The sequence below is a fragment of the Paenibacillus xanthanilyticus genome (assembly GCF_042682185.1).
GTDB lineage: Bacteria > Bacillota > Bacilli > Paenibacillales > Paenibacillaceae > Paenibacillus_Z > Paenibacillus_Z xanthanilyticus.
Genome location: NZ_JBHUHA010000002.1, coordinates 1,776,873 through 1,791,841, shown reverse-complemented (window position 1 = coordinate 1,791,841; position 14,969 = coordinate 1,776,873). Strand labels below are relative to the sequence as shown.

General features: G+C 58.0%; 13 protein-coding genes. 12 read left to right on the top strand and 1 reads right to left on the bottom strand.

Annotation, left to right across the window (positions count from 1 at the left end; translation table 11 throughout):
- Positions 1-5 precede the first annotated feature (5 nt).
- The 3 genes from purU (at position 6) to ppnP (ending at position 3,837) form a co-directional block, all read left to right on the top strand.
- Positions 6-905 (top strand): formyltetrahydrofolate deformylase, encoded by a 900-nt coding sequence (gene purU / locus ACFSKT_RS25035; RefSeq protein WP_377720928.1) that lies wholly within the window; start codon positions 6-8, stop codon positions 903-905.
- Positions 906-1,292: 387 nt separating this feature from the next.
- A complete protein-coding gene (tkt, locus tag ACFSKT_RS25030; RefSeq protein ID WP_377720929.1) occupies positions 1,293-3,308 on the top strand; it encodes a transketolase in 2,016 nt (671 codons plus the stop codon).
- Between the two features lie 211 nt (positions 3,309-3,519).
- Complete coding sequence (gene ppnP, locus ACFSKT_RS25025) at positions 3,520-3,837, top strand: pyrimidine/purine nucleoside phosphorylase (RefSeq protein ID WP_377720930.1); 318 nt, start codon at positions 3,520-3,522, stop codon at positions 3,835-3,837.
- A gap of 204 nt (positions 3,838-4,041) precedes the next feature.
- Here ppnP and ACFSKT_RS25020 read toward each other — a convergent pair whose 3' ends face one another.
- Positions 4,042-5,343, bottom strand: a complete 1,302-nt coding sequence (locus ACFSKT_RS25020; RefSeq protein WP_377720931.1) for an NAD(P)-binding domain-containing protein — start codon at positions 5,341-5,343, stop codon at positions 4,042-4,044.
- 499 nt (positions 5,344-5,842) lie between these two features.
- Here ACFSKT_RS25020 and ACFSKT_RS25015 point away from each other — a divergent pair, with 499 nt between their 5' ends.
- From ACFSKT_RS25015 to ACFSKT_RS24975, 9 genes are all read left to right on the top strand, one after another.
- Positions 5,843-7,192 (top strand): glucose-6-phosphate isomerase, encoded by a 1,350-nt coding sequence (locus ACFSKT_RS25015; protein ID WP_377720932.1) that lies wholly within the window; start codon positions 5,843-5,845, stop codon positions 7,190-7,192.
- 45 nt (positions 7,193-7,237) lie between these two features.
- A complete protein-coding gene (locus ACFSKT_RS25010) occupies positions 7,238-7,870 on the top strand; it encodes a YigZ family protein (protein ID WP_377720933.1) in 633 nt (210 codons plus the stop codon).
- 445 nt (positions 7,871-8,315) lie between these two features.
- A complete protein-coding gene (gene cysT, locus ACFSKT_RS25005) occupies positions 8,316-9,131 on the top strand; it encodes a sulfate ABC transporter permease subunit CysT (RefSeq protein WP_377720934.1) in 816 nt (271 codons plus the stop codon).
- On the top strand, positions 9,128-9,925 hold the full coding sequence (locus ACFSKT_RS25000) for a sulfate ABC transporter permease subunit (protein ID WP_148931445.1): 798 nt from the start codon (positions 9,128-9,130) through the stop codon (positions 9,923-9,925). The genes cysT and ACFSKT_RS25000 overlap by 4 nt, the downstream gene beginning before the upstream one ends.
- Positions 9,926-9,928: 3 nt before the next feature.
- On the top strand, positions 9,929-10,993 hold the full coding sequence (locus ACFSKT_RS24995; RefSeq protein WP_377720935.1) for a sulfate/molybdate ABC transporter ATP-binding protein: 1,065 nt from the start codon (positions 9,929-9,931) through the stop codon (positions 10,991-10,993).
- A gap of 46 nt (positions 10,994-11,039) precedes the next feature.
- A complete protein-coding gene (locus ACFSKT_RS24990) occupies positions 11,040-12,104 on the top strand; it encodes a sulfate ABC transporter substrate-binding protein (protein ID WP_377720936.1) in 1,065 nt (354 codons plus the stop codon).
- A 139-nt stretch (positions 12,105-12,243) separates the two neighbouring features.
- Complete coding sequence (locus tag ACFSKT_RS24985; protein ID WP_377720937.1) at positions 12,244-13,173, top strand: AraC family transcriptional regulator; 930 nt, start codon at positions 12,244-12,246, stop codon at positions 13,171-13,173.
- Positions 13,174-13,359: 186 nt separating this feature from the next.
- Positions 13,360-14,682, top strand: a complete 1,323-nt coding sequence (locus ACFSKT_RS24980; RefSeq protein ID WP_377721129.1) for an MATE family efflux transporter — start codon at positions 13,360-13,362, stop codon at positions 14,680-14,682.
- A 96-nt stretch (positions 14,683-14,778) separates the two neighbouring features.
- The gene (locus ACFSKT_RS24975) at positions 14,779-14,967 is read left to right on the top strand and encodes a hypothetical protein (protein ID WP_377720938.1); all 189 of its coding nucleotides are present in this window, start codon (positions 14,779-14,781) and stop codon (positions 14,965-14,967) included.
- Positions 14,968-14,969: the final 2 nt, after the last annotated feature.

Sequence of the window (14,969 nt, the reverse complement as noted above, 5' to 3'; positions counted from 1 at the left end):
TTGTTATGTCAAACACGAATCAAGCCAAACACCCTTCACAGCGTCCGGATAACGCGAACCGCGCGCGCATGCTGATCTCCTGTCCGGACCGTCCGGGCATCGTGGCGGCCGTCTCGCAGTTTTTGTACGAGCACGGCGCCAACATCGTGCAATCCGACCAATATTCGATGGATCCGGGGGGCGGCATGTTCTTCATTCGCTTCGAATTCGATCTATCGGACCTGGAGAAAGAGCTGCCGGTGCTTCAGGAGGACTTCGCCCGCGTCGCCGACCGTTTCGAGATGAAATGGCACACGTTCCGCGCTAGCCGCCGGAAGCGTCTGGCGATTTTTGTATCGAAGGAAGATCACTGTCTGCTGGAGCTGCTGTGGCAGTGGCAGGCGGGCGATCTGGACGCGGACATCTCGATGGTCATTAGCAACCATCCGGACATGCGCGAGCTGGTCGAGTCGTTCGGCATCCCGTATCTGCATATTCCGGTGACGCCGGACACCAAGGCTGAAGCGGAGAAGCAGCAGCTGGAAGCGGTCGTCGGCAAAGCCGACCTGATCGTGCTGGCCCGTTACATGCAGATCATCACGCCGAAGTTCATCGAGCAGTTCCCGAACCGGATTATCAACATTCACCATTCCTTCTTGCCGGCGTTCGTCGGCGGCAAGCCGTATCAGCAGGCGTACCAGCGCGGCGTCAAGATCATCGGGGCGACCGCGCACTACGTCACCGAAGAGCTGGACGGCGGGCCGATCATCGAGCAGGACGTGCAGCGCGTCAGCCATCGAGACAACGTCGAGGATCTCAAGCGGATCGGGCGGACGATCGAGCGGGTCGTACTCGCGCGCGGCGTGAAGTGGCACGTGGAAGACCGGATTCTCGTGCACCAGAACAAGACGGTTGTCTTTAACTAATTCGGCATATACTAGGGCGTCGGCGACAAGCCGGCGCTTTTGCTTTGTGCGGGCCGCCCGGGGTTCAGGATGTGGCGAAAGAGCTTGTGAAAGATTCATAAGGGCTTCATGTTCTCTTCATCAACTCTTCATGAAAACGGCCGGCGCGCAATGGTATCATTTAGGTACAAAATCGTACGATAATTGGCGAAATTGAGAGAATCCTTCGGTTTTAATGGACGAATCTTGCAATCTGCTGCTTGCGTGCGAGCATTTTGTCGCTTTACGGTTTAAAAGATGGAAATGACCGGGGCGTAGTGGTACAATATTTCAAAGCCAGTGCGCGAAAAGCGCTATAGAGAAGAGAGAACAACTAACGGAAGCAAGGAATAGGAGGAGTTTTTTGTCATGACAGTCACGCAAAAATCGATCGATCAGCTTTCGATTGACACGATCCGCACCCTCGCGATCGATGCCATCGAGAAAGCGAATTCCGGACACCCGGGTATGCCGATGGGCGCAGCGCCTATGGGCTATCAGCTGTTCGCAAAAAGCATGAGACACAACCCATCCAACCCAAGCTGGATCAACCGCGACCGCTTCGTGCTCTCCGCGGGCCACGGTTCGATGCTGCTGTACAGCCTGCTCCACCTGAGCGGCTACGATCTTCCGATCGAAGAGCTTCATAATTTCCGTCAATGGGGATCGAAGACCCCGGGCCATCCGGAGTTCGGCCACACGGCGGGCGTTGACGCAACGACAGGTCCGCTCGGCCAAGGCGTGGCAATGGCAGTCGGCATGGCGATGGCGGAAACGCAGCTCGGCGCGACGTACAACAAAGATAACTTCGACGTTATCAACCACTTCACATACGCGATCTGTGGCGATGGCGACTTGATGGAAGGCGTGGCAAGCGAAGCGGCTTCGCTCGCGGCGCACCTGAAGCTCGGCAAGCTGGTCGTCCTGTATGATTCGAACGACATCACGCTCGACGGCGAGGCGAACCTGTCGTTCTCCGAGAACGTGCAAGGCCGCTTCGAAGCTTACGGCTGGCAAGTCATCCGCGTGGAAGACGGCAACGATCTCGACGCGCTCGCGAAAGCGGTAGCGGCGGCTCAAGCGGATCTGTCCCGCCCGACGCTGATCGAAGTGAAGACGGTTATCGGCTACGGCAGCCCGAACAAAGGCGGCAAAGGCGGACATGCCGGTCCTCACGGATCCCCGCTCGGCGTCGAAGAGACGAAGCTGACGAAGCAATTCTACGCATGGGAGCATGAAGAGGCATTCACGGTTCCTGCCGAGGTTCGCGAGCATTTTGCGGCTGTCAAAGCAAACGGCGAGCAAGCCAACGCGGCATGGGACGCGCTCTTCGCTTCCTACAAAGAAGCTTACCCTGAGCTTGCGGCTCAGTTCGAAGCAGCAGTCAACAATCAGCTGCCAGAAGGCTGGGATCGCGATCTGCCGGTCTACACGACGGAAGATAAACCGGTCTCGACTCGCGTCGCTTCCGGCAACGCGCTGAACGGTCTGGCGAAGAACGTGCCAAACCTCGTGGGCGGCTCCGCCGACTTGGAGAGCTCCACGATGACGCACCTGAAAGGCCTCCCGGTTTACAAGCCAGGCAACTACGCCGGCCGCAACATCTATTTCGGCGTTCGCGAATTCGGCATGGCCGCGGCGATGAACGGCATCAGCCTGCATGGCGGTCTGCGCATCTACGGCGCGACGTTCTTCGTCTTCACGGACTACCTCCGTCCGGCGGTTCGTCTGTCCGCGCTCATGAAGCAACCGGTTGTCTACGTGCTGACGCATGACTCCATCGCGGTTGGCGAAGACGGCCCTACGCATGAGCCGATCGAGCAGCTGGCATCGCTTCGCATCATTCCGGATGTCACGGTTCTTCGTCCGGCCGACGCGAACGAGACGTCCGCGGCATGGGCATTCGCGCTCGAGAACCAGTCGAAGCCGGTCGCGCTCGTCCTGACGCGTCAGAACCTGCCGATCCTCGAAGGCACGAACACGAACGCGCGCGAAGGCATCAAGAAAGGCGCTTATGTCGTATCCGAAGCAGCTGGCGAGGTGCAAGCGCAAATCATCGCGACGGGCTCCGAGGTACAACTGGCGGTTGAAGCTCAGAAGGCGCTCGCGGCGGAAGGCATCCACGTTCGCGTTATCAGCATGCCAAGCTGGGATCTGTTCGAAGCACAGCCGCAATCCTACAAGGATTCGGTCATCCTGCCTGAGGTTAAAGCCCGCCTCGCGGTCGAAATGGCTTCGCCGTTCGGCTGGGAGCGCTATGTAGGCGACAAAGGCGCGATCCTCGGCATCAACACGTTCGGCGCTTCGGCACCGGGCAACAAAGTCATCGCAGAGTACGGCTTTACGGTAGAGAACGTCGTCAGCAAAGTCAAAGGCTTGCTGTAATCGAATTTTTCGCCTAACCGCACCAGATTGTCATAGCGGGGCTGGCGCCGTCTTCGGGCGGTTTCCAGTCCCGTTTTTTAACATATCGGATCGTATACGTTTCACGCTTAAACTTCGGCCTATATGTACCCGGATTCTTCCGTGCAGGAAAGCTTTAGACGATTAAAGCCATCATTCGATTTCGACGTTATGAAGGAGCTGTCAACAGACCATGTCCCAATTCGAGAACGTAACCGCAGTGAAGAAAGCCAATGTCTATTTCGACGGCAAAGTGACGAGCCGCACGGTTATTTTCCCGGACGGCACCAAGAAAACGCTGGGCATCATGCTGCCGGGCGAATATGAGTTCGGCACGGACGTAAAAGAAATCATGGAAATTCTCGCGGGCGAGCTGAAAGTACTGCTTCCAGGCGACTCCGAATGGATCACGATTTCCGGCGAAGGCGAGTTCACGGTGCCGGCAAACGCGAAATTCAAGCTGCAAGTGGAGACGGTTACCGACTACTGCTGCTCGTACATTCAAGAATAAGCCGCCACAAGGCGAAACGGCTATCGCTGTCTTATGCGGCGAGGCGTGTTTCGTGTAGCGGATTGGTTTGCGAATACAAGATCCGGGAATGCAGCATTCAGCACATAAATTCTTGCATTTTGACAAAAGGCTGCTTCCCGCTCGCGACCGGCTACGATGGCGAGATGGAAACAGCCTTTTTGACAAGGGCTTGCGCGTTAGGGGTTAATCCGCCGTCACGCCTTGCTTGTTAATGTAATCCTCCAGCTGGAGGCGCTGGTAAGGCGCCAGTCCCGCGAGCAGGCAGCCGTAACGGAATTCGGCGCCGCTTGGCTCGATGCGGATAATCCGGCCCGTGACCGGCGGAAGCTGCGAATCTTGCGGGAAGTGGATGACGATGAACATGTCCCGCTCCAGCGGCTGACTGCTTGCGATCTGAACGCCGCGATCTGACAGATCGATCAGGACGCCATCGATAAAGTGGCCGGAGAAGGAGCCTTCCTGCTCCCACTGGTAGACGGACAGCTTAAGCGGAATATGCAGCGGCAGCCGCTCGCTTTTGCGGCGATCCGATTTGTCCGAGACGACCGCTGGGACGACAGGCTGCGAAGGCGCAATCGCCTCTTCCGGTGCCGCGCCGGGACCGCTGAACTGCTTGTTCGTCCATTCCTCGTAGCAGTTCACGAGCGCGGCCATGTCCAGGTTGCCGAGTCCCATCGATTCGCCGACTTGAAACACGCTCTTGACCGCTTCGAGCACCGGCGTCGGCGTGCGCAGGCTGTCCGACAAGGCGGAGGAGAGACGCAAGTCCTTCAACATGAGCGACAGCGAGAATTGCACGCTGAAGTCACGGTCGAGCAGCTTCGGCGTCTTCAATTCCGCGAAACGGCTGTTCGCTGCGCCGGCTTGCACGAGGTCAAGGAAAGCGGCGGCGTCGATCCCGCCATTCGCAGCTATTGCGAGTCCTTCCGCGAAGGCGGCGGCGTGAATGCCGACCATCGTGTTATGGGCCAGCTTCGCGGTCTGGCCGCTGCCGCTTGGACCCATGTAAATGATTTTGCGGGCCATGGCCATGATGACATCATGGGTCTGGGCGAGAATCTGCTCGTCGCCGCCGACCATGAACACGAGCGTGCCGCTCTCGGCCGCGGGCTTGCTGCCGGTTACCGGCGCATCGAGGAAGTCGCTGGATTTCGCGGCGATATCCGCATACAGCTGCTTGGCGAGCGAAGGTGAAATCGTGCTGCTGTCCATGACGATCGTGCCCGGCATGAGCGAGGCGATAATGCCGTCCTTGCCATAATAAACGTCGCGAATCGAGTCGTCGTTGCTCACCATTGTAATGACGAGCTCGCTTCCGCCGACGGCCTGCGCCGGCGTGTCGGCGACTTCGGCGCCGAGCGCGATCAGTTCGTCCGCTTTGCCCGGCGTGCGGTTGTACACCGTCACGACGTAGCCCTTGCGAAGCAGGTTGGCGGCCATGGGCGCACCCATGACGCCGAGTCCGATAAAGCCGATTTTGTTCATCGTATCACATCTCCCAGAACGCGTTGGTCATGCTTTTCCCATCTTACCACAAACTTTGTCGAATGCGGAAAGCGGGACCAGGCTTGCTTGTCTTCGGCGGGGAAATCCATTATTCTTAGGTTGCGTTTAAGAAGACCGGGCAGGTTCGTCCCAACGTGATGGGAAAACGAGGGCAAAGCGTGAGGTTTCGCACTGACGGCCCCGCGCGCAGGCGCGTATGCTTGCGGAACGAAGCCAGTTTTGTTGCGAAGAAGAACCAGGGAGCTTAAGCTCCACAAAACTTAAGTCCATGCTTCCGAAGCCAGTTTTGTTGCGAAGAAGAACCAGGGAGCTTAAGCTCCACAAAACTTAAGTTCATGCTTCCGAAGCCAGTTTTGTTGCGAAGAAGAACCAGGGAGCTTAAGCTCCACAAAACTTAAGTCCATGCTTCCGAAGCCAGTTTTGTTGCGAAGAAGAACCAGGGAGCTTAAGCTCCACAAAACTTTTAGGAGGATTCACCATGTCCAAAGCTGTTCAATTCGACTATAGCAAAGCACTGGCCTTCCTGGGCCAACACGAAGTGGATTATTTCGCGGAGCAAGTGCGCGTTGCGCACGAGCAATTACATAATGGCACGGGCGCCGGCTCCGATTACCTCGGCTGGATCGACCTGCCGCACAACTACGACAAAGAAGAGTTCGCCCGCATCCAGCAGGCGGCGAAGAAAATCCAATCCGACTCCGAAGTGCTCGTCGTCATCGGCATCGGCGGTTCGTACCTCGGCGCGCGCGCGGCAATCGAAGCGCTGTCGCACTCGTTCTACAACATCCTGCCGAACGGCCAGCGCAAGACGCCTCAAGTGCTGTTCGCCGGCAACAACATCAGCTCGACGTACGTCAACCACCTGCTGCAGGTGCTTGAAGGCCGCGACTGGTCGATCAACGTTATCTCCAAATCCGGCACGACGACCGAGCCTGCGCTGGCATTCCGCGTGTTCCGCGAAGCGCTGGAAGCGAAATACGGCAAGGAAGAGTCCCGCAAACGCATCTATGCGACGACGGACCAAGCGAAGGGCGCGCTGAAGAAGCTGGCGACCGAAGAAGGCTACGAGTCCTTCATCATTCCGGATGACGTAGGCGGCCGTTACTCCGTCCTGACGGCTGTAGGCTTGCTGCCGATCGCCGTTGCCGGCATTGACATCGAGTCGATGATGAAAGGCGCGGCCGACGCCGCAACCGAGTACAGCAACCCGAACCTGGCCGAGAACGAAGCCTACCAATACGCGGCGGCGCGCAACGCCCTGTACCGCAAAGGCAAAGTCACGGAAATTCTCGTCAACTACGAGCCGTCGCTGCATTTCGTCTCCGAGTGGTGGAAGCAGCTGTTCGGCGAGAGCGAAGGCAAAGACTATAAAGGCATCTATCCGGCTTCCGTAGACTTCTCGACGGACCTGCACTCGATGGGCCAATTCATTCAAGAAGGCAACCGGAATATCTTCGAGACGGTCATCCAAGTGGAGAACGTATCCGAGCAGATCACGATCGGCCATGACGCCGACGACCTGGACGGCCTGAACTACCTGACGGGCAAGACGATGGACTTCGTGAACAAGAAAGCGTTCGAAGGCACGCTGCTCGCCCACACGGACGGCCAAGTACCGAACTTCATCGTGAACATCAAAGACCTGACGCCGTACACGTTCGGCTACCTCGTCTACTTCTTCGAGAAAGCATGCGGCATCAGCGGCTACCTGCTCGGGGTCAACCCGTTCGACCAACCGGGCGTCGAGGCTTACAAGCGCAACATGTTCGCGCTGCTCGGCAAGCCGGGCTTCGAGAAGGAAAAAGCGGAGCTGGAAGCGCGTCTGTAGTCGGACGGCGAGATTGGCGCATGCCGCAAGGAGCGTGAGAGCAGCATGTTGACCCGATACAAGACGCTGCGGAAGCAAGCGCACAAGGAAATCGTCATTAAGAAATCCCGGTTCATCGGCTACGGCAAACCGGTCGAGTCCGAAGAGGAAGCGATCGCGTTCATCGAGGAGATCAAGAAGCTCAACTGGAACGCGACGCATAACTGCTCCGCGTACATGATCGGCGAGCGCGACGAGATTCAGAAGCAGTCCGATGACGGGGAGCCGAGCGGGACGGCCGGCAAGCCGATTCTGGAAGTGATCAAGAATCAGGGCCTGAAGAACGTCGTCATCGTCGTGACCCGGTATTTCGGCGGCATTATGCTCGGCGCGGGTGGCCTGATCCGTGCGTACACCGACGGCGCCGTAGCGGCGACGGAGGCGGCCGAAGCGATTACGCAGGTGCTGCACCGCGAAGTGATCGTCGACGTCGACTATACGTGGTACGGCAAGCTGGAGAACGAGCTGCACGGCAGAGGCGTTCGCGTCGGCGGGACGGACTTTACGGACCGCGTCGTCGTGACGTGTTTGCCCGAAGCGCCGGAGGCGGAGCGGTTTGCCGCTTGGATGACGGATTTGACGCAAGGGCAGGCCGTTATTTCGCTCGGCGAAGAGCGGTATTTTATCGAAGGCGAATAACGGTGCGGCTAACTTCGTTAGCGTAAGACCCCCGGCATGGACGAAAAGACGTTCATGCCGGGGGTTTTTCGTATGCAGGGATCTAAAAGTCGTTGTGAACGGAGTTCTACCTCTGAAACAACTTCAAATGAAAGAGGTTATAACCGCGAGTGGAAGCCCATCGCGACCGGAGGTTACGGTTTTTCATCGGCTTCCGGGCGTATCAGATAAAGGACTGGCTTGAAATGGAAGAATAGATGACAGCGTATTCCGGTGTGCTTGGGCTTTTTCGCCATGGTCTAGCACCATTTATCAGCAATCGCTATAAACTGCATTAGATTCGTTGATTTCAGGATTGACGGAACATCCTTCATTCGGCTAAAATAAACCAATACCTAGTAAGTTCATAGGAATTAAAAGATCGCATCCCGCCATTCCACGAGGAAAGCGTCAGGAGGTAGCCGGTTTGAATATTAGGTTTCGCAGTCGCGGGTGGAGCTTCGGATTCCGATCCGCGATTATGCTCTACTTTGTTCTGCTCATCGTATTGCCGATTCTCGGCATCTATACCCAGTCGTTCAAGCTGGGATGGACGCCATTCTGGGAAAGCGTCAGCGATCCGCTCGCATGGAAAGCCGTGCTGCTTACCCTCAAACTGGCCATTATCGCGACCGTCATTAATATATTCCTGGGCACGATGATCGGATGGGTGCTCATTCGTTACCGCTTCCCCGGACGAAGGCTGCTCAACAGCCTCGTCGATCTGCCGTTCGCGCTCCCGACCGCCGTCGGGGGGCTGATGATATTGCTCTTGCTCGGCCCGAATAGTCTCGTAGGCTCGTTCGCCTCGGGAATGGGCTTCGATATCGTATTCCACGAGCCCGCGATCGTCGTCGCGATGGTGTTCGTGACCTTCCCGTTCGTCATCCGCGCGGTGCAGCCGCTGCTGGAGGAGATGGACAAGTCGGAGGAGGAAGCGTCGTATACGCTGGGCGCTTCCAAATCGCATACGTTCTTCCATGTGATTTTCCCGTCGATGCTGCCGGGCATCTCGAGCGGCGCGATGCTGGCATTCTCTCGCGCGCTCGCGGAGTTCGGCGCGGTCGTGCTCGTCGCCGGCAACATTCCGGGCAAGACGCTGATCGCATCGGTGTACATTTTCGGCGAAATCGAGAGTGACAATCCGCAGGGCGCGGCAGCCGTGTCGGTCATGCTGCTGACGCTGTCGTTCCTCATTCTCTGGGCCGTTAACCTTGTGCAGACAAGGAGGCTCGGCAAATGAAAAAGGTTTGGATTCCGCTCACCTATCTCGTCTTTATCGTGCTGCTGATCATTCCGATTCTTAAAATTTTCACCGGCTCCTGGGCCGAAGGCTGGAGCGGTTTCATCGAGGCGCTGACGCGCAAGCAATCGCTGCACGCGCTGATGATGACGGGCATCATCGTAGTCGTCGTCACCGTCCTGAACACGATTTTCGGGGTCATGCTGGCGCTCTATCTCGTGCGGGCGACCTGGCTCGGCCAACGGATCAAAAATTTGCTTAACAGCTTGGTGGACCTGCCGTATGCGGTGTCGCCAGTCATCGGCGGCTTAATGATCGTCCTGATCCTTGGCCCAAGCACGGCGCTCGGCGCGTTCTTCGAGGATATCGGGTTCAAAATCGTGTACGCGCTGCCGGGCATGATTCTGGCGACGCTGTTCGTCACCTTCCCGCTCATGGTGCGCGAAGTGATGCCGGTGCTGCAGGAGATCGGCGCGCAGCAGGAAGAGGCGGCATCGACGCTCGGGGCATACTCTTGGTACACCTTCTGGCATGTGACATGGCCTTCGATCCGTTGGGGCGTTATCTATGGCGTCGTCTTGACGGTCGCTCGTTCGCTGGGCGAATTCGGCGCGGTGCTCGTCGTATCGGGCAATATTATGAATAAGACACAGACAGCGACAACGCTTGTCTATCAAGATGTGGAGAACTTCAACGTCGTGGCGGCCAACGGCGTGGCGCTCGTGCTGGCGGCGTTCTCGGTCGGCTTGCTGCTGCTCATGGAATGGGCGAAGAAAAGAAAGGAAGTGCATTAGACGATGCATATCGAGGTGCGCGGGTTAAACAAGCAATTCGGCGATTTTCATGCGGTGCGCGATGTCAGCTTTGAGATCGCCAAAGGCCATCTCATCGGCTTGCTCGGACCTTCCGGGGGCGGCAAGACGTCCATTCTTCGCATGCTGGCGGGGCTGGAGAGCCCAACGTCGGGCGATATTATTTTCCATGGTAAACGGGTGAACGACCTGCCGCCGCAGGAGCGCGGCATCGGCTTCGTCTTCCAGAACTACGCGCTGTTCAAGCATATGACGGTATTCGATAACGTGGCGTTCGGCTTGAAGGTCAAGAAGCAATCGAAGGACCAAATTCGCGACCGCGTCATGGAGCTGATCGAATTGACGGGACTGAAGGGCTTCGAGCATCGGTATCCGCATCAGCTCTCCGGCGGCCAGCGTCAACGTGTCGCGTTCGCTCGCGCCCTCGCGCCCGAGCCGCAGCTGCTGCTGCTCGACGAGCCGTTCGCGGCGATCGACGCGAAGATCCGCACCGAGCTGCGCACGTGGCTCAAAGAGATGATCGAGCGCGTCGGCATCACGTCGATCTTCGTCACGCATGATCAGGACGAGGCGATCGAGGTCGCGGACGAAATCATGATCATTAACAAAGGGCGGCTGGAGCAGAAGGGCTCGCCATGGGATATCTATAAGAGTCCGCAAACCCAGTTCGTCGCCAGCTTCATCGGCGAGTCGACGATGGTCGAGCAGGTGGAGCGGCTTCGCGGCTTCGAGGAAGCGGCCAACTGGCCGGGGACGCAGGCGCTGATCCGTCCGGAATATATCGAGATCGGCAAGCGGCATGAATTCCGCATTCCGTCGGCGACCGTGCAGGGCAAAGTGAAGCATCTTCACTTCCGCGGCAGCGAGTGGATGGTCGAGGTCGAGGTCGGCGACATCAAGCTGATCACGTACCGTTCCTTGGAGAAGGACGTGCTGCAGCCGGGTGAAGAAGTGCATGTGCTTATTCACCGCGCGTATCTGTTCAACGACAACGACACGTGGATCATGGAGAATAAGCTGAAGGAAGATCCGATGCCGGTGCATATTTGATTCGAATCTCTATCGTACCTTTTAATAGAAAGCGTTGTGTGCACGAATGAAACCTACCCTGACCAAAGGATGGAGAAAGCTCGGCATCGCGCTCGCCGCGGCGGCACTGCTCGTGACGGCTGCTTGCAGCGGGGGGAACGAGCCGGCGACGGAGGCAGACGCGAAGCCGAAGGGCGACGTGACGCTCGTCATTGGCGCCTACTCGGTCGCGAAGGACGCCTTCGCGGAGCTGCTGCCCAAGTTTCAGGCGAAGTGGCTAGCGGAGACCGGGCAGAAGCTCGTATTCCAGGAGTCGTATGAGGCGTCCGGAACGCAGGCGAGGGCCATCGCGGGCGGCTTCGAGGCGGACGTGACGGTGCTTGCCATGGAGAGCGACATCGACAAGATCCAGAAAGCCGGCTTTATTACGCACGACTGGCGCCAAGCGACGAACGGCGGCATGATTACGAACTCGATCGTCGTGATGGGCACGCGGGACGGCAATCCGAAAGGCATCCGCGACTGGGCCGATCTGACGAAGGACGGGATCAAGGTGCTGTACCCGAATCCGAAGACGTCCGGCGGCGCGCAATGGGACATCAACGCGATGTACGGCGCCGGTCTGATGAAGTCGGAGGAGGAGACCGGGACGAAGGATCCGGCCTACGCCAAGGCGTTCCTGGAGCAGATCCACGCGAACGTCGAATCGCTGGATAAGAGCGGGCGCGCGTCGATGGCCGCCTTCGAATACGGCGTCGGCGACGTCATCGTCACGTATGAGAACGAGCTGCTGGCGCGGCTGAAGCAGGGCGTGAAATATTCGATCGTCGTGCCCGAATCGACGATTCTGATCGAGAATCCGGCGGCGGTCGTCGACGTCAACGCCGACAAGCACGGCGTACGCGAGGCGGCGCAGGCATTCGTCGATTACATGCACGGCGAGGAGGCGCAGCGGGTATTCGCGGATTACGGATTCCGTCCGGTCAACGAGAAGGTGGCGAAGGAAGTCGAAGGCAAGTTCACGACGCCGCCGAAGCTGTTCGATATCCGCTACCTCGGGGGTTGGCCGGAAGTGCGCGAGAAGCTGTATTCGCCCAAAGGCGTCTGGTACCAGGTGCTTGCGGGCTTGTAACCGCCTGGGAGTTTCGGTTCGCGATATAGCGTTCAATAGCCGTTTATCCTGATCTCATGGTCAGGGTAGACGGTTTTTCTGCGTCTGCCGTAAAATGGAAGGCGGGTCATCCATCTGAATCGGAATCGGGGGAACGACAGTGAACGATGATTACGGCAATCGCCTGCAGACGGTGCTCGCATATATAGAGGCGAATTTGCATTCGCCGTTGAATTTGGACGAACTGGCCGAGGCGTCCCATTTCTCCAAGTACCATTTCGCGCGGCTGTTCTCGGCGCTGCAAGGGCAGGCGCCGATGGCTTACGTCACCGAGCGACGCCTGGTCCGCGCGCTCGACTATTTGAACAAGACCGATAAGACGATGCTCGACATCGCCTCCTTATGCGGGTTCGGCTCCCTCTCGCGATTTAACGCCGCGTTCAAGAAGCGGTATGAAGCAACGCCCAGCCAGATGAGACGGAAGCTGAGGCAACCGAGCAATTTTCGGCAAGCGGACGGCAAGATCCGGGAAGAAACGGCTTCGATGGAATCGTATGATGAATCTAGCAATAATCATCGCGATTTTCTAAGGAGAGTGTGGGGCATGAACATTGACGTTACGGAGCTGCCAAGCTATCACGTGGCTTACGTCACCCATGTGGGCAGCTATCTGGACACGTACAAGGCATGGGGAACGCTCGGCGCGTGGGCCCAGCAGCATCGCTTGTTTCCGCCCGAACAGCAGTTTATCGGCGTCTCGCTGGATGACCCCAGCCTAGTCGACGAGTATGCGTGCAGGTACGAGGCATGCGTTACCTTGCCTGAGGCGCTTCTGGCGGCCGGCAGCGGCGATCCCAATGTGGCGTTCCAAACGCTGCCCGGCGGACTATACGCCCGGTATACGTTCTATGATACGATCGACAAATTCGCGCTTGCCTATCAAAGCGTCTATGGCGGGTGGCTGCCAAGGAGCGGGTACGAGCCGGACGACCGGCATGCGCTCGAATTTAGTCTGAACAATCCCGCCTCCGATCCGGAAGGGAAGGCGAGGGTGGATTTGTACGTGCCGATTCGGCGGATGGGCGGCTAAATAATTTGACTAGCATTGTGTCACTCCTGGGTTTGGTATGTTCGTTTATACGGTGGTAATATTAAACCAGATAACACCTGCTAGACGTACGACATTCCCATAGAGAAGAATGTGATCCCAGTGACTGAGCCTCAGATACGGGCACGGACCCAAAGTCTGCTGAACAAGCATCTGTCCGGCGCCTCGATGGATTACCGGAAAGTGTTCGCGTTATTCCTTCCGATCTTGATCGATCAGGCGTTTATCATCGGCTTTAATGTGATGAACACCGCCATGATCAGCTCGGCGGGGGTGGCCGCGGTCAGCGCGGTAAGCACGGTGGATTCGCTCAATATTTTCCTGATCAACGTGTTCGTCGCCGTGGCGACCGGCGGGACGGTCGTCGTCGCGCAATACAAGGGCAGCCGCAATGATGCGATGGTGTCCAAAGCGGCGAGCGCGAGCATTGCATCGGTGGCCATACTGGCCCTGGTCATCGGCGTCGTCGTGATGGCGCTGTATGACCCGCTGCTTCGCCTGCTCCTTGGCTCGGCGTCGCCGGACGTGCTGGCCCACTCGAAGGTGTACTTGATCGGCAGCTGCGCGTCTTTCCTGGGCATTGGCGTCGTCCAAGCGGTCAGCGGCATCATGCGCGGCATCGGTCGATCACGGGTATCGCTCGCGCTGTCGCTCATCATGAACGTGCTGTACGTGCTGCTTAACTTCGTCTTCATCGCCCTGCTCGACATGGGCGTGCTCGGCATGACGATCGCCGTGAATATCGCGCGGTATGCGGCGGCGATCTGCGCGCTGTGGTACATTATCCGAATGGACGCGTCGCTTCATCTGCGGCTGACGGCGCTGCTCCATGTTCCGTGGTCGATGCTGAAGAAGATCCTGACGATCGGGATGCCTTTCGCGGCCGAGCAGATGTTCTTCAACGGCGGCAAAATGCTTACGCAAGTGTTCATCGTCAGCCTGGGCACGCACGCGATTGCCACGAACGCCATCGGCGGGACGATTGCCATGCTCTATCAGATTCCGGCGGTGGCGCTGTCCATCACGCTCGTGACGGTAGTCGGTCAATGCATCGGCGCCCGGAACATCGAGGATGCCCGCAAGTTCATCCGGTCGTTCCTCTGGCTGGGCTCCTGGTCGTTCGTGATCATGACCGCGATTCTGCTGCCGCTGTTCCATCCGCTCGTCGCGTTGTTCCAGCCGCCTCCCGAAATCGTCGACGATTTGTTCTGGGTGCTGCTTATCAATGCGATCGCGCAAATCCCGCTGTGGGCGATCAGCTTTATTTTGCCTGCGGGCTTGCGGGCGGCGGGCGACTCGCGCTTCACCTCGATCACGTCGATGCTGACGATGTGGCTGTTCCGCATCGTGTTCGGCTATGTGCTCGGCATTACGCTCGGCATGGGCATTATCGGCGTCTGGATTGCGATGAACTGCGAATGGGGCGTGCGGGGCGCGTTGTTCCTGTGGCGGTACCGGGGAAGCAAGTGGTATGCGCATAAATTGGTGTGACGTCGGCTGGCATGCGTGTCGATGACAGGCGAACCGACCGGGACATCCTCGATCGAATACTGTAACGCTAACAGCCGGCTAAGAGCCGGCTGTTTTTTGTTACAAATGCTCGGCATCACGGGCTGCGCTTGTTTGGTGGTGCCGGAATATGACGCGGTTGTCGTCCGGATGTACAATCAGCTGCGCAATCCGCCGGGCTATGATTACTTGCGGGATATTCGGCAGTTCGGGAATTTAGCGGGTGAAGGATTAAGGGCGTTAGCGTCTAACGGGATGAATCTTTAGGC

Coding starts and splice junctions, on each gene's coding strand:
- ACFSKT_RS25015 (WP_377720932.1), top strand. CDS start 5,843: ATGTCCAAAGCTGTTCAATTCGACTATAGCAAAGCACTGGCCTTCCTG.
- ACFSKT_RS25020 (WP_377720931.1), bottom strand. CDS start 5,343: ATGAACAAAATCGGCTTTATCGGACTCGGCGTCATGGGTGCGCCCATG.
- tkt (WP_377720929.1), top strand. CDS start 1,293: ATGACAGTCACGCAAAAATCGATCGATCAGCTTTCGATTGACACGATC.
- ACFSKT_RS24980 (WP_377721129.1), top strand. CDS start 13,360: ATGGATTACCGGAAAGTGTTCGCGTTATTCCTTCCGATCTTGATCGAT.
- ACFSKT_RS25010 (WP_377720933.1), top strand. CDS start 7,238: ATGTTGACCCGATACAAGACGCTGCGGAAGCAAGCGCACAAGGAAATC.
- ACFSKT_RS25000 (WP_148931445.1), top strand. CDS start 9,128: ATGAAAAAGGTTTGGATTCCGCTCACCTATCTCGTCTTTATCGTGCTG.
- ppnP (WP_377720930.1), top strand. CDS start 3,520: ATGTCCCAATTCGAGAACGTAACCGCAGTGAAGAAAGCCAATGTCTAT.
- purU (WP_377720928.1), top strand. CDS start 6: ATGTCAAACACGAATCAAGCCAAACACCCTTCACAGCGTCCGGATAAC.
- ACFSKT_RS24990 (WP_377720936.1), top strand. CDS start 11,040: ATGAAACCTACCCTGACCAAAGGATGGAGAAAGCTCGGCATCGCGCTC.
- ACFSKT_RS24995 (WP_377720935.1), top strand. CDS start 9,929: ATGCATATCGAGGTGCGCGGGTTAAACAAGCAATTCGGCGATTTTCAT.